This is a genomic window from Pseudonocardia sp. UM4_GMWB1 (genome assembly GCF_017312155.1).
Lineage (GTDB): Bacteria > Actinomycetota > Actinomycetes > Mycobacteriales > Pseudonocardiaceae > Pseudonocardia > Pseudonocardia alni.
In genome coordinates, this window is the sequence record NZ_QJPN01000001.1 from 2,271,527 (window position 1) to 2,289,228 (window position 17,702).

At 75.5% G+C, this 17,702-nt stretch carries 14 protein-coding genes; 4 read left to right on the plus strand and 10 right to left on the minus strand.

What is annotated here, in order from left to right; all coding sequences use genetic code 11:
• Window positions 1-99: 99 nt before the first annotated feature.
• Window positions 100-705 (plus strand): TetR/AcrR family transcriptional regulator, encoded by a 606-nt coding sequence (locus DMP15_RS11085; RefSeq protein ID WP_073577231.1) that lies wholly within the window; start codon window positions 100-102, stop codon window positions 703-705.
• The gene (locus DMP15_RS11090) at window positions 702-2,129 is read left to right on the plus strand and encodes a DHA2 family efflux MFS transporter permease subunit (RefSeq protein WP_337825830.1); all 1,428 of its coding nucleotides are present in this window, start codon (window positions 702-704) and stop codon (window positions 2,127-2,129) included. The genes DMP15_RS11085 and DMP15_RS11090 overlap by 4 nt, the downstream gene beginning before the upstream one ends.
• Here DMP15_RS11090 and DMP15_RS11095 read toward each other — a convergent pair.
• From DMP15_RS11095 to DMP15_RS11125, 7 genes are all read right to left on the minus strand, one after another.
• Window positions 2,122-2,706, minus strand: a complete 585-nt coding sequence (locus DMP15_RS11095) for a L,D-transpeptidase (RefSeq protein ID WP_337825831.1) — start codon at window positions 2,704-2,706, stop codon at window positions 2,122-2,124. The two genes, DMP15_RS11090 and DMP15_RS11095, sit on opposite strands and share 8 nt — an antisense overlap.
• A gap of 113 nt (window positions 2,707-2,819) precedes the next feature.
• Entirely contained in the window at window positions 2,820-3,212 is a 393-nt protein-coding gene (locus DMP15_RS11100; RefSeq protein WP_202417693.1) for an MOSC domain-containing protein, read from the minus strand.
• Window positions 3,213-3,253: 41 nt separating this feature from the next.
• Window positions 3,254-5,074: a glutamine--fructose-6-phosphate transaminase (isomerizing) gene (gene glmS / locus DMP15_RS11105; protein ID WP_073577228.1), complete on the minus strand. Its 1,821-nt coding sequence runs from the start codon at window positions 5,072-5,074 to the stop codon at window positions 3,254-3,256.
• A 21-nt stretch (window positions 5,075-5,095) separates the two neighbouring features.
• On the minus strand, window positions 5,096-5,353 hold the full coding sequence (locus DMP15_RS11110; protein WP_083658930.1) for a hypothetical protein: 258 nt from the start codon (window positions 5,351-5,353) through the stop codon (window positions 5,096-5,098).
• A 62-nt stretch (window positions 5,354-5,415) separates the two neighbouring features.
• On the minus strand, window positions 5,416-7,302 hold the full coding sequence (locus DMP15_RS11115; protein WP_337825832.1) for a maleylacetate reductase and hydroxyquinol 1,2-dioxygenase domain-containing protein: 1,887 nt from the start codon (window positions 7,300-7,302) through the stop codon (window positions 5,416-5,418).
• Window positions 7,299-9,062 carry an FAD-dependent oxidoreductase gene (locus DMP15_RS11120; protein WP_337825833.1) on the minus strand — a complete coding sequence of 588 codons (1,764 nt, stop codon included), beginning with the start codon at window positions 9,060-9,062 and terminating at the stop codon, window positions 7,299-7,301. The genes DMP15_RS11115 and DMP15_RS11120 overlap by 4 nt, the downstream gene beginning before the upstream one ends.
• A 21-nt stretch (window positions 9,063-9,083) precedes the next feature.
• Window positions 9,084-9,869 (minus strand): MerR family transcriptional regulator, encoded by a 786-nt coding sequence (locus DMP15_RS11125; protein ID WP_073577225.1) that lies wholly within the window; start codon window positions 9,867-9,869, stop codon window positions 9,084-9,086.
• A gap of 174 nt (window positions 9,870-10,043) precedes the next feature.
• Here DMP15_RS11125 and DMP15_RS11130 point away from each other — a divergent pair, with 174 nt between their 5' ends.
• On the plus strand, window positions 10,044-11,168 hold the full coding sequence (locus DMP15_RS11130) for a ferredoxin reductase (RefSeq protein ID WP_100878249.1): 1,125 nt from the start codon (window positions 10,044-10,046) through the stop codon (window positions 11,166-11,168).
• Between the two features lie 39 nt (window positions 11,169-11,207).
• On the plus strand, window positions 11,208-12,356 hold the full coding sequence (locus DMP15_RS11135) for a fatty acid desaturase family protein (protein ID WP_073577223.1): 1,149 nt from the start codon (window positions 11,208-11,210) through the stop codon (window positions 12,354-12,356).
• A gap of 1 nt (window position 12,357) precedes the next feature.
• On the opposite strand, the gene DMP15_RS11140 is transcribed toward DMP15_RS11135, so the two are convergent.
• From DMP15_RS11140 to DMP15_RS11150, 3 genes are read right to left on the minus strand one after another with little or no spacing between them, the layout of a single operon-like run.
• Window positions 12,358-14,136, minus strand: a complete 1,779-nt coding sequence (locus DMP15_RS11140) for an ABC transporter permease subunit (protein ID WP_337825834.1) — start codon at window positions 14,134-14,136, stop codon at window positions 12,358-12,360.
• On the minus strand, window positions 14,133-15,656 hold the full coding sequence (locus DMP15_RS11145; protein ID WP_073577222.1) for an ABC transporter substrate-binding protein: 1,524 nt from the start codon (window positions 15,654-15,656) through the stop codon (window positions 14,133-14,135). The genes DMP15_RS11140 and DMP15_RS11145 overlap by 4 nt, the downstream gene beginning before the upstream one ends.
• A 34-nt stretch (window positions 15,657-15,690) precedes the next feature.
• A complete protein-coding gene (locus DMP15_RS11150; RefSeq protein WP_073577221.1) occupies window positions 15,691-17,244 on the minus strand; it encodes an ABC transporter ATP-binding protein in 1,554 nt (517 codons plus the stop codon).
• Window positions 17,245-17,702 lie beyond the last annotated feature (458 nt).

Below are 17,702 nucleotides of genomic sequence, written 5' to 3' on the forward strand. Positions count from 1 at the left end.
ACTGTGAGACGAGTGTCTCGTGGTCGGTACCGGCCGATCTCATTACTGTCAGGCAGTGACATGAAGACACTCGACGACACCAGACGCGGGCGTGCGCCGATGAGCGACCGCCGGCGCGAGCTGCAGCGCCTCGAGATCTCCCGTGCGGCTGTGGCGCTGTTCCGGGAGCACGGCGTGCACGCCACCAGCGGCGAGCGGATCGCGGAGGAGGTCGGGCTGTCCGGCCGGACGCTGTGGCGCTGGTTCCGCACCAAGGAGAGCTGCGTGGAGCCGCTCCTCGCACGCAGCATCGACGCCGTCGTCGCGACGTTGCGGCGCTGGCCGGCGGGGGTGGGCCTCGACGAGCACCTGCTCGCCGAGTACCGCCCGCCCCAGGACCCGGTCGACGCCGCCGACGCCGACGCCGCGATGGCCGTCATCGCGCTGTCGCGCACCGAGCCCGGTCTGCGGGCGGTGTGGCTGGCGGTGCACGAGCGGGCCGAGCCGGTGCTCGCCGAGGTGATCGCGGCCCGCGCCGGCCGCGAGCCCGGCGACCTGGACGTCCGGGTGCACGCCGCCGCCGTCGCCGCCGCCCTGCGGATCAGCGGCGAGGACCTCGCCGTCGAGCTCGCCGCGGGCGTCCGGTGCACCGACCCCGTCGACCGACTCGGCCGCGCCCTGCGCGCGGCCACCACGACCCTTCCCCGGGCAGGAGATCCCGCGTGACCACCACCCCGTCCCGTACCGAACCGGTAGCGGCCGACCGGACCGGAGCGTTGATCGCCGTCCTCGTCGGCGCCGCGTTCGTGATGATCCTCAACGAGACCGTGCTGAGCGTCGCGCTGCGTGACCTGAGCGTCGACCTCGGTGTTCCCGCCACCACCACCCAGTGGCTGACCAGCGGCTTCCTGCTGACGATGGCCGTGGTCATCCCCACCACCGGCTACCTGCTCGACCGCTTCACCCCGCGGCAGGTCTTCCTCACCTCGCTCGGGTTGTTCACCGCGGGGACCGCGATCGCCGGGTTCGCGCCCGGGTTCGCGGTGCTGCTCGTCGGCCGCATCGTGCAGGCCGGCGGCACGGCGATGATGATCCCGCTGCTGATGACCACGATCCTGCGCTTGGTGCCGGCCGAGCGGCGTGGCGCGACGATGGGCACGATCACGATCGTCATCGCGGTCGCGCCCGCGGTCGGCCCGACGATCGGCGGCGCGATCCTGTCCGGTCTGGGCTGGCGCTGGATGTTCTGGCTGGTCCTGCCGCTGGCCGCGCTCGCCATGGCGGCCGGCGCCCGGTGGCTGCGCATCGACGGCGGCGGCCGCCCGGTCCCGCTCGACGTGGTGTCGGTGCTGCTGTCCGCCGTCGGGTTCGGCGGCCTGGTCTACGGGTTGTCCTCGCTGGGCGGCCACGGCGGCGGGGGGCTCCCGCCGTGGGTGTCGGTCGTCGTCGGGCTGGTCGCGCTGGCGGTGTTCGTGCTGCGCCAGCTGCGGCTGATGCGCTCCGACCGCGCGTTGCTGGACCTGCGCCCGTTCCGGCGCCGACAGTTCGTCGTGGCGCTGGTGCTCACCGCGCTGGTGCTGCTGTCGCTGATCGGCGTCGCCGCGGTGCTGCTGCCGCTCTACCTGCAGACCGTGCTCGGGACGAGCACGCTGGTCTCCGGGCTCGTGGTGCTGCCCGGCGGGCTGCTGCTCGGACTGCTCGGCCGCCCGGTCGGCGCGCTGTTCGACCGCGTCGGCGCCCGCCCGCTGGTGATCCCCGGCGCGGTGCTGATGGCGACCGGTCTGCTGCTGTTCTCCACCCTCGGCCCGGGCACCCCGCTCGGCGTGGTCGTCGGCTTCCACCTGGTCCTGATGGGCGGGCTCGCGCTGATGATGACGCCGCTGATGACCGAGGCGCTCGGCTCGCTGCCCGACGAGCTGTACTCCCACGGCAGCGCGATCCTGTCCACGCTGCAGCAGGTCGCGGGCGCGCTGGGGACGGCGCTGTTCGTCACCGTCGCCGCGCTGGGCTCGTCGAGCGCCGCCGGGGCCTCTCCGGACGCCGACGGGCTGCACGCCGCGTTCGCCGTCGCCGGCGGGGTCGGGGTGCTGGCCGTCCTGCTGTCGCTGCTCGTCCGCCGCCGCACCGTGGCGGAGGCCCCGGTCAGCTGAGGGCGGCGCGGTGCTCGCGCTCGGTGGCGGCGCTGAGCACCTGCACCGTGTCCCCGACCCGGAGCCCGGCGAAGAACTCCTCCGCCGGCTCCGGGTCGAGCTTCACACACCCCGCCGACGCCCGGTCCCGGTCGCCGCCGTGGAACGCGACCCCGCCGTCGGCGAAGAACACCGACCACGGCATCGGGGCGGGCTCCCCGTCGGGTGTCTCGAACTCGCCGCTGCGGTGGTCGGCGGCCTTGCGGTACACCCGGAACGAGTGCCCGACCGGCGTCTCCTGGCCCGCCCCGCCGGAGGCGACCGGGACCGGGCCGTAGGACACGGCGCCGTCGGTGACCAGCCAGGCACGCTGTGAGTCCAGGTCGACACACGCCCGCGCCGACACCGAGCACGGCGTGCCCGGCACCTGCGCCTCGGCGTGCGCCTGCCGCGCGACCTGGCTGTTCTCACCCTCGGTGGCACCCGAGGAGGTCTCCGAGGCGGCGGTCGCGCCGGCGACCCCGGCGCCCGCGACCCCGGCCAGGACGACCAGTCCCGCCACCATGCCCGCCGCCCGCCGGCTGATCGGATCCGTCACCGGCGCTCCCCGCTCGTCGAAGTCCGTCACCTCTCCAACGCACGGACGGGGATCCCGTGACGGTCGGCAGGCATTCTGCGTCACCGACGGGTGACCGTCGGTGACCGGACGGGTCACGTCCCGGCGGGCATGTGCACCGGGTCGCCGACGGCGATCGCGCCGGAGGTCAGCACCCGGCAGACCGCGCCGCCGCGGTCGTGCAGCGCGCGGCGCGCCCCCGGCCCGACGGCGGTCTCCATGACCCGGCACGGTGCGGCCCTCCGCACCACCTCCAGCTCGACGTCGCCGAGCCGCAGCAGGGTGCCGGGCGTCGTCGGGACGGTGCCGTGGTCGACGGTGACGGTGCGCCGGGTGCCGCCCGAGGGCACCGGGGCGCCGAGCGCGTCGGCGGCGGCGTCGAGCTCGTCGCGGCTCTGCACCGAGACGTGCCGGTGCCGGGTGCCGAAGTACCGGTCGCCGACGACACCGCTGCCCGCGACCACCTCGACCCGCTCGACGTCGTGCATCGGCGCACCCCGCTCCGCGGCCACGTGCAGCCCGAGGACCCTCACTCCACCGTCACCGACTTCGCGAGGTTCCGCGGCCGGTCCACGTCGCGTCCGAGCGCGACGGCGGCGTGCCGGGCCAGCAGCTGCAGGGGGATCCCGAGCAGGATCGGCGCCAGCTCCGGCTCGGTGCGCGGCACCCGCAGCACGGCGTCGGCGAGCCCGGCGGGCAGCTCGGCGTCGGTCACCGCGATCACCGGCCCGCCCCGGGCCCGGATCTGCTCGATCGTGCCGACGTTCTTCGCGAGCAGCTCGTCGTCGGGCACCACGACGACGCTGGGCATGTCCGGGGTGACCAGTGCCAGCGGGCCGTGCTTGAGCTCGGAGGCGGGGTAGGCCTCGGCGTGGCAGTAGGAGATCTCCTTGAGCTTCTGCGCGCCCTCCCGCGCGACCGGGCTGCACCGGGTGCGCCCGACGAAGAACATCGACGACGCGTGCGCCCAGCGCTGCGCGACCGCGGCGACCGTGCCGTGGGCGGCGTCCTCGGCGAGCACGGCCTCGACGTGGCGGGGCAGCGCCGCCAGGCCGTCGAGGAGCCGCCTGCCGTCGGCCACCGAGAGGTCGCGCACCCGGCCCAGCAGCACCGCGAGCATCGCGAACGACACGCTCATCGTGGTGACGGCCTTGGTCGAGGCGACCGACACCTCCGGCCCGGAGTGCAGGAACACCCCCGCGCCGCACTCGCGGGAGATCGCCGAGCCGATCACGTTCACCGCGCCGATCACCCGGCCGCCCTTGCGGCGCAGCTCCTGCACCGCGGCGAGGGTGTCGGCGGTCTCGCCGGACTGGCTGACCGCGACGTAGAGGCAGTCCGGGTCGACGACCGGGTTGCGGTGGCGGAACTCGCCGGCCGGTTCGGCCGCCGCCGGGATCCGGGCCAGCTGCTCGACCAGCCCGGCGCCGATCTCCCCCGCGTAGTACGCCGACCCGCAGCCCAGGAACAGCACCCGGCGCACCCCGCGCAGCTCGCGCGGGTCCATCCCGAGCCCGCCCAGGCGGGCGGTGGCGAACCGGGTGTCGAGCCGCCCGGCCAGAGCGCGACGCAGCGCGTCGGGCTGCTCGGCGATCTCCTTGGCCAGGAAGTCGGGGTGCCCGCCGAGCGCGTAGTCCTCGGAGCCGGTGTCGACGGTGGTCGGGCTGATCCGGGTGGAGCCCTCGACGCCGTCGGCGCGCACGGTGACGATCTCGCCGTCGTCGAGGAAGACGACCTTCTGGGTGTGCCGCACCACCGCGGCCAGGTCCGAGGCGACGACCATCTCGCCGTCGCCGATGCCGAGCACGATCGGGCTGCCGTTGCGCGCGACGACGATCTCGTCGGGGGTGCGGGCGTCGAGCACCGCGAGGCCGTAGGTGCCCTCGACGCCGGCGAGCGCCGTGCGGACCGCGTCGGCGAGGGTCGCGGCCCCGCCGTCGAGGGCCTCGGCGACCAGGTGCGCGAGCGCCTCGGAGTCGGTGTCGCTGCGCAGCACGACCCCGCGGGCGGTGAGCGCGGCACGCAGCGCCTCGGCGTTCTCGACGATGCCGTTGTGCACGATCGCGACCCGTCCGGACGCGTCGGTGTGCGGGTGCGCGTTGGCCTCGCTCGGCTCGCCGTGGGTGGCCCACCGGGTGTGTGCGACGCCCGACCGGCCCGGTGGAGGGGCGTCACCCAGCAGCGTGCGCAGGTCCTCCACCCGCCCGGCGGTGCGCCGCACCGTCACCTTCCGGCGGTGCGCCACGGCCAGGCCCGCCGAGTCGTAGCCCCGGTACTCCAGCCGGGACAGCCCGTCGAGCAGCACGCCCGCCGCCTCCCGCGGCCCCACATAACCCACGATCCCGCACATGCACGTTCCCCCGTCGTCCGCTCAGCCGTAGACGATCCGGCGCAGCCGCCGCTGGGAGACGTCACCGGGGCCGACCACCCGCGCGGCGAGCTCGGCCGCGATCCGCGGCCAGATCTCGTCGTTGCGCCGGTCGCGGGCCTGCAGCTCGCGGTGCCGACGGCGGACGAACTCCTCGGTGGTCTCGCCGAAGTAGGCGACGACGTCGGCGACCACGCGGGCCGCCACCGGCTCGGCGAGCCCGGTGGTGGCGGCCACGTGCCGCACGAGATCCGGATCCACGCCGCCGATCCTGACCCGCCGCGGGGCGAAAGACCAGGAATCTGCCCGGAATCGGGCAGGAATCAGCGGTCGCGGGCGATCCGGAAGGTGAATTCCAGCAGCCGCCACTGCCCGTCGGGCTCGACGCCGTCGGGCATCGGGCCGCTGCGCGGGGCGAAGTCCACGACCAGGTCCTCCTTCACACCGAACACCGTGTCCGAGTCGAGGTGCTCCCCACCGGCGACGAACAGCTGCGTGATCAGCTGCCGGTGCCCCGGCGCCTGGATGAGGAAGTGCAGGTGCGGCGCCCGGAAGGGGTGCCGTCCGGTGGCGTGCAGCATCTCCCCGACCGGTCCGTCGGCCGGGATCGGGTAGGCGGCGGGCAGGATCGAGCGGAACCGCAGCCGGCCGGCGTCGTCGGTACGGAACCGGCCGCGCAGGACGGGGCCCTCGGTCTCGGGCAGCTGCAGGTCGTAGAAGCCGTCCTCGTCGGACTGCCAGATGTCGACGACCGCCCCGGCGACCGGCTCGTCACCGGTGTCGGTGACGACCACGTCCACCCACAGCGGGGTGCCCTTCTTCCCCGCGGAGACGTCGGTCCCCTGGTCCAGCTCCGGCGGGCCGTCGGTGTAGAACGGCCCGAGCACGGCCGAGGACGTGGTGTCCGGGGTGCGGGAGTTGGTCAGCACGTCCACCACGCTGGACAGCCCGAGGGTGTCCGAGAGCAGCACGAACTCCTGGCGCCGCTCGTCGGTGAGGTGCCCGGTGCGGGTGAGGAAGTCGATCGCGGCCTGCCACTCGTCCTGGGTCAGGTCGTGCTCTCGCGCGTAGCCGTGCAGGGTGGCCGCGAGCGCGGCCAGCAGGGTGCGGAGCCGCTCGTCGGGCCCGCCGAACGACGCGGTGACCTGCGCGGTCAGCGCGTCCAGGGTGGCGCGCACCGGGTCGCCCGGCCGCTCCCCGGCCCAGGCCCGCCCGAGCAGGGCGCGCACACCGTCGCGGGTGACCGGCACCGGGTTCGGGTACGGCCGGGCGACGGCCTGCTCGGCGAGCCGGTCCAGGTCGGCCTCGTCGACACCCAGCCCGGCCAGCGACGTCGGCCCGCCCGCGGCGACGAGCAGGTCGAACACCGTCCCGGCCGGGTCCGGTCCGAGCGCCTCGGCGATCCGCGGTGCGGCGGCGGCGTTGTGGGCGATCACGTGCGGCAGCAGTACCGCGTGGGTCGGGGCGTGCGGCAGGTCCAGGGAGCCGCCGACGGTGTGGGCGAGCTTGTGCTGCAGCGCCATCCCCGCCCGGTCCAGGCAGGTCCCGGCCAGCCACGCCCCGCGGAGCAGCGCGTCGGTGTCGCCGTCGCGCAGCCCCGCGGTGAGCAGCCGCACCGACTCCAGCGCGGCGGCGTCGGTCAGCGGGTCGCGGTCGACGCTCCACAACGCCTCGACGGCGTGTGCCAGCGCGTTCACCGCGCTCGGCACCCCCACCTGCGACGGCAGGTCGGCGACGAGCGTCGTGTCGTAGACGACGGTCTCCGGCCGGATCGCCGGGTCGGTCCGGGTGGTCTTCACCCCCGGCGTGTCCACCCCCAGCTCCCCGAGCACCGCGGTGCACTCCGAGCCCGAGTACGTCGTGGGGACGACGACCTGGTCCGCACCGGTCCGCACCGCGAGCGCCTTGGACAGCCCGATCTGCGAGCCGCCCCCGATCGCGACGACGCAGTCCGCCCCGGCCGCGGTGAACGCCGCCAGCGCCTCGTCGGTCACCGTCACCGGGGTGTGCACGGCGGCCCGGTCGAACCGCCCGGCGAGCAACGACCCGAGCGCGGCCCGCGCCCGGTCCGCCGCGCCCGCGGGGTGGCGGCCGCCGACGAGGAACACCCGCGACCGGCCGAGCCGCGTCACCTCCGCGGCGAGGTCGTCGAGCGTGCCGGGGCCGAACACCACCCGCGCGAGGGAGGGTTCGTGGACGAAGCCGGTCATGCGGTCACCTCCGGGGTCCGGTCCAGGATGCGCCCCAGCACCCCGCGCAGCGCGGCCGCCGGGTCGGCGACGAGCGCGTCGCTGCGCCAGGCGACGTGGGCGTCCGGGCGGACGAGTACGCAGCCGTCCTCGCCGACCTCGCGCAGCCGGGCCCAGTCGTCGTAGAGGTCGGTGTGCTCGCGGCCCGGGCCGACCACGTGCGCGGCCAGGTCGATCCCCAGCTCGGCGGCGACGGTGTCCGCGGCCGTGGCCCAGGCCCCGCCCGCGATGCCGGTGAGCAGGGCGAACCGGCCCTTGCCGGTGATGTCGTGGGTGGAGACCCGGTGCCCGTCGCGACCCAGCCAGCAGTGCGGCAGCCGGTGCCCGGGCCGGGTGGTCGGCCGGTAGAACAGCTCCGGGTCGCGCCCGGGCGGCGGCTCGGGCGTGCCGTCGGCGACGACGCCGGGGCCGGTGTAGGCCTGGCCCATCTCGACGCCGTGCGCGTTGAACTCGTAGTCCTTGGCCTCCAGCGCCGCCTGCAGCGCGGCGCGCCGCCGGGCCCCGGTGGGGGAGTCGTCGGCGCGGGCCGCCATCGAGGCGCGCATGGCCTCGGGATCGGCGCCCGGGGTGAGCCCGAGCGCGGTGAAGATCGGGCCGAACTCCTCCACCGAGCGGTTGGCGCGACGCACGATCTGCTCGCCGACGGGGGCGCGCTCGGCGTCGTAGGAGTCCAGCAGCCCCGGCCCGGCGGTGCCGCGCAGCACCATCGCGAGCTTCCAGCACAGGTTGTAGGAGTCCTGGATCGAGGTGTTGGAGCCCAGCCCGTTCGACGGCGGGTGACGGTGCACGGCGTCACCGGCGCAGAACACCCGGCCCGACCGGTAGCGGGTGGCCCACTGCTCGTTGACCGTCCACACCGAGGTCGAGCGGATCGTCACCGGCACGGAGTCGTCACCGATCAGGTCGTGGACGATCGCCGTCGCCGCGGCGTCGTCGAGCTCCGGCGGAGGGCCGGCGAGGTCGTAGCCCCAGATCGCCATCCACCGGGTCCACGGCCGCACCATGCGCAGCACGCCCATCCCGATGCCGCCGACGTCGGCACCGGGCTGCAGCACCCAGTACAGGACACTCGGCCGGTGCTCGACCAGCGCGGTCAGGTCGGCGTCGAAGACGATGTTCATGCTGCCCGCGAGCTCGCCGCGGCCGTCGAAGGGCAGGCCCGCGTCCCGGGCGACGGCGCTGCGCCCACCGTCGGCGCCGATCACGTAGCGGGCCCGGATCGTCAGCTCCGCCCCGGTGAGCCGGTCGCGCGCGGTGACGGTGACGCCGTCGTCGTCCTGGACGTGGTGGCTGTACTCGGTGTCGAAGCGGACCCGGCTGCCGCGCTCGGCGGCCCGGCCCACCAGGATCGGCTCGAGGATGTTCTGTGGCAGGTCGCAGTGCGACGACGGGCTGGCCAGGGTGTAGTCGGCGCGCCGCGCGGGGTGGGTGCCCCAGGTCCGGACCCGGCCGAGTTCGTCGCCGGCGAGCGCGGTGCAGAACACCGTCTCGCCCATGAGGTGCGACGGCGTCCCCTCGGCGACGACGTCGGCCTCCACCCCCTGGTCGCGCAGGATCTCGACGGTGCGCTGGTTGGTGATGTGCGCCCGCGGGGTGTCGGCGGTCCACCGGTACTTGGTGATCACGAGGTGGTCCACGCCGAGACCGGCGAGGAACAGGGCGGCCGAGGAGCCCGCGGGCCCGCTGCCGATCACGAGGACGTCCGTCGTCACGGTGCTCACCGGCGCATCATCGTTGAAGAGTCAACGATCGTCCAGGTCCGTCGTCCGGATCCCCATCGCGCGTCCGGCCTCGGGGGAGATGTCGTCGGAGATCCGGGTGATGAAGGCGTCCATCGCGTCCTGCATGCGCGAGCGGAACGACGACAGCAGCGCCAGCGTCGCGACCGGCTGCAGCTGCTCGACGGTCTGCTGGATCCGGGGCGCGTCGCCGGCGGGCAGCCCGGCCTCGACGTGGTCGTCCCACACCTGCCGGGCGAACAGCTCGACGAACATCTCGGCGACGGCGCCGGTGTGGTCGTCGAGGCGCCGGCGCAGCCCCACCAGCGCGGCGGGCGGGATGCCCAGCCGTACGGCCTCCGCGGCGGCCCGGGCGAGGTCGGGCCGCAGGATGCGCAGCCGTCCGTGCGCCGCGGTCTCGACGACACCCGTCGCGCACAGGTGCCGGACCAGCTCGTCGGCCGACACCGCGTCCGGGTCGAGCCCGAGGTGGGTGGGCAGCTCCGTCCCGTCGACCTCGACGGGCTCCTCCGGCTGCCACGGGGCGAGCATCCCGCGGTAGAGCCGCAGCGCCTCCTCGGCGGTCCGTTCGGGGTCCTGGGTGACGAGCACCTCGATCGCCCCGAGGGAGAAGCCGCGCCGGCGCAGCCCGTTGACCAGGTCCAGCCGGGCGAGGTGGGTGTCGGTGTAGCGGGCGGCCCGGCCGGCCCGCTCGCCCGGCGGGAGCAACCCGCGCGTGATGTAGGACCGCACCGTCCGCACGGTCATCCCCGCCCGGCGGGCCAGCTCCTCGATCGGGAAGTCCGCCACCCGGACGATCCTAGACAGTCGATCTCGACATCGTTGATGGAGAAACCGATGTAACGTTCCCGCAGGTCGGAGGCCGACGACGTCGTCACTGGTGACGGGGGTGTCGCCGTCCCAACTTGCCGTCGCCACCGAGATCGGGTCCGATGGTCCCCGACCGCGACGACGAGGTGGGTCATGACCGACGCCGTACTGCCGAGGGGGCTGCGCCGCGTACGCAAGGCGGCCGCCCGTTTCACCACGCCACTACTGCCCGACGACTACCTGCTGCTGCTCAACCCGCTGTGGTCGGTGCGGGAGCTGCGCGGGCGGGTGGTGAAGGTCGTGCCCGAGACGGCCGACGCCGCGACACTGGTCATCCGGCCCGGCCTGGGGTGGTCGTTCGACCACCGCCCCGGCCAGTACGTCGGGATCGGCGTCGAGGTGGAGGGCCGTTTCCACTGGCGCTCCTACTCGCTGACCTCCGAGCCGCGCCGCGACCGCAGGCACATCTCGATCACCGTGAAGGCGATGCCGGAGGGCTTCCTGTCCCGCCATCTCGTCGACGGCGTCGGGCCCGGAACGGTGGTGCGCCTGGCGCTGCCGCAGGGCGAGTTCGTGCTGCCCGACCCGCCACCGGAGCGGCTGCTGTTCCTCACCGCGGGCAGCGGCATCACCCCGATCATGGCGATGCTGCGGACCCTGGACCGTCGCGACACCGTCACCGACGTGGTGCTCGTGCACTCGGCCCCGCGCGACGGCGACGTCATCTTCGCCGACGAGCTCGACGCCCTGTCCGCGCGGCACCCGTCGCTGCGGGTGCAGCTGCACCTCACCGGTGAGCACGGCCGGCTCACCCCCGACGGGCTGGCGGAGTACTGCCCGGACTGGCGCGAGCGCAGCACCTGGGCGTGCGGCCCGGAGGCGATGCTCGACGAGGCCGAGGACCTGTGGGAGTCCGCGGGCCGCGGCGCGGCGCTGCACGTCGAGCGCTTCTCCGCGTCGTTGCGCGGGGGAGAGGCGGAGGGCGGCACGGTCACCTTCGTCCGCCGCGGCTCCGCCGCCACCTCCTCGGGCGACGGCGACACCACCGTCGACATCGACGGTGCCACCACCCTGCTCGACGCCGGGGAGCAGGCCGGCCTCGACCTGCCCTACGGCTGCCGGATGGGCATCTGTCACACCTGCACCGTCGGCCTGCGGTCGGGCTCGGTGCGCGACCTGCGCGACGGCACCGAACGCCGCGGCGACCCCGACACCCCCGCCGAGAGGATCCAGACCTGCATCACCGCCGCCGCCGGTGACTGCGTCCTGGAGATCTGACACCGAGACCCGACACCGCTCACACCCAGGAGGAACGTCGTGGCCATCTCCGACGTCAAGGAGTTCGCCCACCTCACCGAGGCCGACGTGGAGGCGATCGGGCACGAGCTCGACGCGATCCGCGCCGACGTCGAGGAGCGTCGCGGCCAGTACGACGCCGACTACATCCGCACGATGATCACCTGGCAGCGGCGGCTGAACGTCGCCGCGCGGGTCACGCTGTTCGGCAGCCGGATCCCGCCGCTCTGGCTCGCCGGCACCGCCATGCTCTCGGTCGCGAAGATCCTGGAGAACATGGAGATCGGGCACAACGTCATGCACGGCCAGTGGGACTGGATGAACGACCCGGAGATCCACTCGTCGACGTGGGAGTGGGACAACGTGTGCCCCGCCGAGCAGTGGCGGCACTCGCACAACTACCTGCACCACACGTACACGAACGTGATCGGCAAGGACAAGGACGTCGGCTACGAGATCCTCCGGGTCCGCGCCGACCAGCCCTGGCACCCCGCCTACCTGGGGCAGCCGTTCTGGAACGTCCTGCTGATGCTGCTGTTCGAGCACGGTGTGTCGCTGCACGACCTCGACGTCGACGGCCTGCTGAAGATGCAGCTGGAGGACCCCGAGGAGTTCCGCCGCAAGCTGCTCGACGTCGGCCGCAAGCACGCCCGGCAGATGCGCAAGGACTTCCTGCTGTTCCCGCTGCTCACCGGCCCCGCCGCGGTCTCGACGCTGACCGCGAACGCCACCGCGAACGTCGTCCGCAACATCTGGTCCTACGCGATCATCTTCTGCGGGCACTTCCCCGACGGCGCCGAGGTCTTCACCGAGGAGGAGCTGGAGGGGGAGACGCGCGGCGAGTGGTACCTGCGTCAGCTGCTCGGCTCGGCCAACTTCACCGGCAACCGCCTGATGCACGTCATGTCCGGCAGCCTCGGCTACCAGATCGAGCACCACCTGTTCCCCGACCTGCCGTCGAACCGGTACCCGGAGATCGCGGTGAAGGTCCGGGCGCTGTGCGAGAAGTACGACCTGCCCTACACCACGGGCCCGTTCCCGCGGCAGTTCTGGCAGGCCACGCGGTCGATCTGGCGGCTGTCGCTGCCCGCGCGCGGGATCCGCGAGTCCGAGCACCGCCGGGAGCGCCGCGGGCTGCGGCGCCGCCCGGCGGCGGCCCGGGCGGCCTGACTCAGCGCGCTCGCGGCCGCCGTCCGGCGGCCGCGAGCGACACCGCCAGTACCGCGACGAGCACGAGCATCCCGGCCGGTGCCAGCACGGCCCAGGGGGCGCGCTCGACGTAGGGCATGCCGTCGGCCAGCAGCCGTCCCCACTCCGGGCTCGGCGGCTGCGGGCCGAGGCCGAGGAACCCGAGCGAGGCCAGCGCGAGCGCGGTGCCCGGCAGCCGCAGCACCGCGTGCCGCACCAGCGGGCCGGCCGCGGCGGGCAGCACGTGCGCCTCGAGTGCGCGGGCGGGCCCGACCCCCAGCACGGGCAGCACCCGCACGTGCGGCTGCGCCCGGATCTCGGCCACCAGCGACGCCGCGTGCGCGGCCAGCGGCGCCCAGCTCACCAGGGCGACGCCGACCGCGGCCCCGACGGCCGACGGGCCGAGCACCGCGGCGACGACCAGTCCGGCGAGCACCGGCGGCGCCGCGTTCGCGACCTCGGCGAACCCGGTCGCGATCCGTGGTGCCAGCCCGATCAGCACGCCGACGACCAGCGCCACCAGCACGACCAGCAGCGCGGTCCCGGTGGTGAGCAGCGCCCCGTGGGCGACCCGGGCGAGCAGGTCGCGCCCGACGGCGTCGCTGCCGAGCGGCAGGGCCGCCGAGGGCGACGCCAGCCGCGGGTGGGCGGAGGTGAACGGGTCGCGCGGCAGCCCGGCGAGCACGACGAGCGCGAGCACCCCGCCCGCGACCCCGGGCACGACCCAGCGGGACCGGCGCACCGCCGTCACCGCGGTGGGGACGGGCACGTCGCCGGTGCGGGCGGCCCGGCCGAGCACCGCACGGCGAGCGGCCCCCGCCCCCGCGCCGGCGAGCACGGCGACGGCGAGCAGGGCCAGCACCCCGCCCTGCAGCAGCGGCAGGTCCAGGCCGGCCGCGGCGCCGAGGGTCGTGCGCCCGAGCCCGGGCACGGCGAAGACCTGCTCGACGGCGACGGCCCCGCCGGTGAGCCCGACCAGCACCAGCCCGATCTGGGGCAGCACCGGCGCGGTCGCGCGGCGCAGCACCGCTGCGGCGGTCCGCCGGCGCGGCAGCCCGGCGGTCTGCCAGGTGCCGACCCACGGTTCGGTCGCCGCGGACGCGACGGATTCGGCGAGCAGGCGTCCGACCAGGCCGCCGGCGGGCAGTCCCAGTGCCAGCGCGGGCAGGACCGCGTACCGCGGGCCCGCCCAGCCGTAGGGCGGCAGCCAGCCGAGCCAGACCGCGACGACGACCAGCAGGAACGTCGCGAGCAGGAACTCCGGCAGCGCGGTCAGCGTGGCGCCGGCCGCGCCCGAGCCCCCCGCGGTCCCGGCCCGCGCGCCGCGCACACCGCGGTGCAGGGCCGGGACGATCAGCACCGCCGCCACCAGCGCGGCGACGACGAGCGCGAAGCCCACCAGGGTCAGCGACACCCCGAGCCCGGACAGCACCGACCCGAGCACCGGCGCACCGGAGGCCCACGAGGTGCCCAGGTCCCCGGTCGCGACACCGGACAGCCAGCGTCCGACGACCACCCACGGCCCGGCGTCGAGCCCGAGCTCCGCGCGGATCGAGGCCAGCGCCGCCGGCGTCGCCTCCTGCTCGGCGGAGCGGGCCCGCAGCACGGCGAGCTCGGGGGAGCGCTGCGACAGCCAGGGCAGCACGCCGACGCCGGCGACCACCGCGGCCCCGGCCAGCACCCGCGACAGCGCGACGACGGCGCCGTCGCGCGGCCCGGACCGCCGCGGCCGGACCGGCGCCGGGACGGCCACCGCGGTCACGGCGCCCCCAGCACCGTGTCCGTGGTGACCAGATCGCGTTCGCGGGGGTCGCGGGCGACCCCGCCGACGCGCGCGGACTCGCCCTGGATCACCCGCTCGTGCAGCAGCGGGACGGCGGCGTCGGCGGCGAGGACGGCGGCCTCGGCGCGGGCGGTCGCGGCGCGGCGCTCCGGTCCGGCCTCGGTGCCCGCGGCGCGCTCCAGCGCGGCCTGCACACCCGGGTCGCAGAACTGGGAGATGTTGAACCCGCCGCCGCAGCCGAAGTCGCTGGCCAGGTAGGCGACGGGGTCGCCGGAGTCGAGCACGGTCGCGCGGGACAGCACGAACGCGTCGAACGCGCCGTCGAGCGCGTCGGCCTCGATCGCCGCGTACTCGCGCACGTCCTGGGTGACGACGAACCCGGCCGCCTCCAGCTGCTGCTCCAGCAGCACCGCGACCTCGGGCAGCTCGCTGCGGTCGGTGAAGGTGCCCAGCGTGATCGGCACGCCGCGCACCGCCGCGGGCGCGGGGCGGGCGGCGAGCGCCTGCGCGTAGGAGGGGTCGTCGCGCAGCGGCGCGGCCCACGGCAGCGCGGGCCCGAGCAGGCCCTGCGCGACGTCGGCGCGCCCCTCGTAGGCGCTCGCGACCAGTGCGGCGCGGTCGACGGCGGCACGGGCGGCGGCGCGCACGGCGGGGTCGGCGAACGGGCCGCGGGCGGTGTTCAGGTAGAGCGTGTTGGTACGCGGCATGGGGACCTCGTGCACCAGCGCGGGGTCGAGCAGCGGGTACTGGCCGGGCGGGACGGCCTCGACGACGTCGGCGGTGCCGGTGCGCAGCGCCGCCGCGCGGGCGGTGCCGTCCGGGACGAACGTGACGTCGATGCCGGCGACGCGGGCGGGCTCGCCCCAGTAGCCGTCGTGGCGGTCGAGGGTGGCCGAGGTGGTGCCCTGCACCGCGGTGAGCCGGAACGGGCCGGAGCCGTGCCCGACCGGGTCCACGCGGTCCCCGGTGTAGGCGGCGGGGGCGAGCACGGACAGCTGCGGGCTGGACAGGCGCTGCGGGACCAGCGGGTCGGCCACGCCGGTGGTGACCAGCACCGCGTCGTCGCCGTCGGCGCGGGCGGCCAGGTCGACGCCGTCGAGGATCCGCGGGGGCGGCGAGGCCCGGGTCGCACGGGTGAGCACGTCGGCGACGTGCGCGGCGGTCAGCGCGGTGCCGTCGTGGAAGACGACGTCGTCGCGCAGCGTGAACCGCCAGGTCGTGGGGTCGGCGCGGGACCAGGAGGTGGCGAGCATCGGCACGGCGTCGCCGGCGGCGTCGAGCTGCACCAGGGTCTCGGCGGTGCGCCAGCGGGACAGCTTGAACGCGTCGTCGCTGAAGGGGGTCAGGCCGGAGCGGGGCGGCTGCAGCATCGCGACGGCGACGCGGTCGCCGACGGCGCCCGTCCCGGCGGTCTGCGGTGGGGCGGCGAAGCATCCGGTGAGCAGCAGCGCGGACGCTCCGAGCGCGAGGGCTGCCGCGATGCGGCGGGGTCGGGACACAGGTGTCCTCCGGGTTCGTGGGTGGCGGGACGGTTCAGACGGACAGGGGGGCCGTGGCGCCGACGAGCGCGGCGACGGCGGGGTGCTGCGGCGCGGCGAGCAGCTCGGCGGTCGGCCGGTCCTCGACGACCAGGCCGTCGTGCAGGACGACGGTGCGCGGGCAGAGCGCCGCCGCGACCGCCAGGTCGTGCGACACCAGGAGCAGCCCGGTGCCGCGAGCGGCGCAGGTGTCGGCGAGCAGGTCGACGACCTGGTCGCGCAGCGCCGGGTCGAGCCCGCTCACCGGCTCGTCGGCGAGCAGCAGGCGCGGCCCGACGACGAGCGCGCGCGCCAGCGCGACCCGCTGGGCCTGGCCCCCGGACAGCTCGCCCGGACGCCGGTCGGCCAGCGCCGCGGGCAGGCCGACGTCGTCGAGCGCGGCCGAGGCCGCGCGGGCCCGCCCGGCCGCGGACCGGGCGGCCGGGCCCCCGAGGCGGCGCAGCGGTTCGGCGACGAGGTCGCGCGCGGTCATCCGCGGGTCGAGCGACCCGGCGGGGTCCTGCGGGACGTACTGCACGGTGCGGCGGAAGGCACGCAGCCGCCGCACGGGTCCGGGACGGACGTCCGCGCCGTCGGCGGTGACCGACCCCGCGTCGGCGGGCTCGAGGGCGAGCAGGATCCGGAGCAGCGTGGACTTCCCCGCCCCCGACGTCCCGGCCAGGGCGACGCGCTCGCCCGCGTGCACGGTGAGGTCGACCCCGCGCAGCGCGGCCACCGGCGCCGGGCGACGCCGTCCGGGCCCGGGGTGGACGCGGTGCAGGCCACGGGCGACGAGCAGCGGACGACCGGGACCGGCGGACGCCGCGGGAGCGGGCCGGGGAGTGCGCGCCGGGAGGGGGGCGGGATCGACGACGCGCCCCTCGCGCAGGTGCACGGCGCGGTCGCAGAGCTCGTGCGCGGCGGCGGTGTCGTGGCTGATGAACAGCAGAGCGGTCCCGGTGCCGGCCAGGCCGGATGCCAGCAGGTCGAGCACGCGCCGCCGGTTGACCGGGTCCAGGGCCGTGGTCGGCTCGTCCGCGACCAGCAGGTGCGGGCGGCAGGCCAGGGCGAGCGCCAGCTGCACGCGCTGGCGCTGCCCGCCGGACAGCTCGCCGGGGTGCCCGCCCAGGACGCGGCCGGGGTCCTCGATGCCGGTCGCCGCGAGGGCCTCCCGCAGGGCCCCGGGCCGCTCGTCACCCCCGTTCGCCCGCACCGCGGCACGCAGCTGGGTCCCCACCGCCACCAGGGGGTTGAGCGCGGTGCGGGTGTCCTGCCCGACGGCCGCCAGTCGGACCGCGCGGTCCCGCCGCGCGGCCGGGACCGCGCCGACGTCGGTACCGCCCAGCAGGACGCGGCCCCGCAGCGACGCGACGGCGGGGAGGCGCCCGAGCACCGCGGCCGCGGTCAGCGACTTGCCGGACCCCGACGGGCCGAGGAGCGCGACCCGCTCACCCGGTCCGACCCGCAGGCCCACCCCGTCGACGACGTCGCGACCGCCGACGGTCACCGTCAGCGCCTCGATCGCGAGCAGGGGGGTGGCGGAGCCGGGTCCGTCCGGGTGAGTCGACATCACCAGAACGATAACCACGACGGTTATCGTTTGTCCCCGACGTCCCGGTCACACGCGCCGGCCTGGTCCCGGACGGAGTGCGACGACGCCGCGCCTACGGCCCGGCGGCCCAGCGTGCCGCGGGTACGGCGCCACGAGCCCGCTGACCTGCGACGATACGGAAAACCGACCCCCCTGTGAACGGCGTCCGACGGACCGTGTATCTTTCTCCCCGTCAGCGAGTGAGCCGGACAGAACGGGCCCTGAGAGGCCCGGTCAACAGGCCCCGCGGACAGCGACCCCCGGTGGTTCGCCGAGTTTCTCGGTGTGGTTGTCTTGGTGGGTCAAGGCGATCCGTCTTCAGGATCCCGCCTCTTTTTCAGGGGGTTGGGTGAGTGCGGTGCGGGTGTCTTTTGAGAACTCAACAGTGTGTCGAGCTATTTTGATTCGGTTTGGCGTTTTGTGCCAAATTGTTTGTT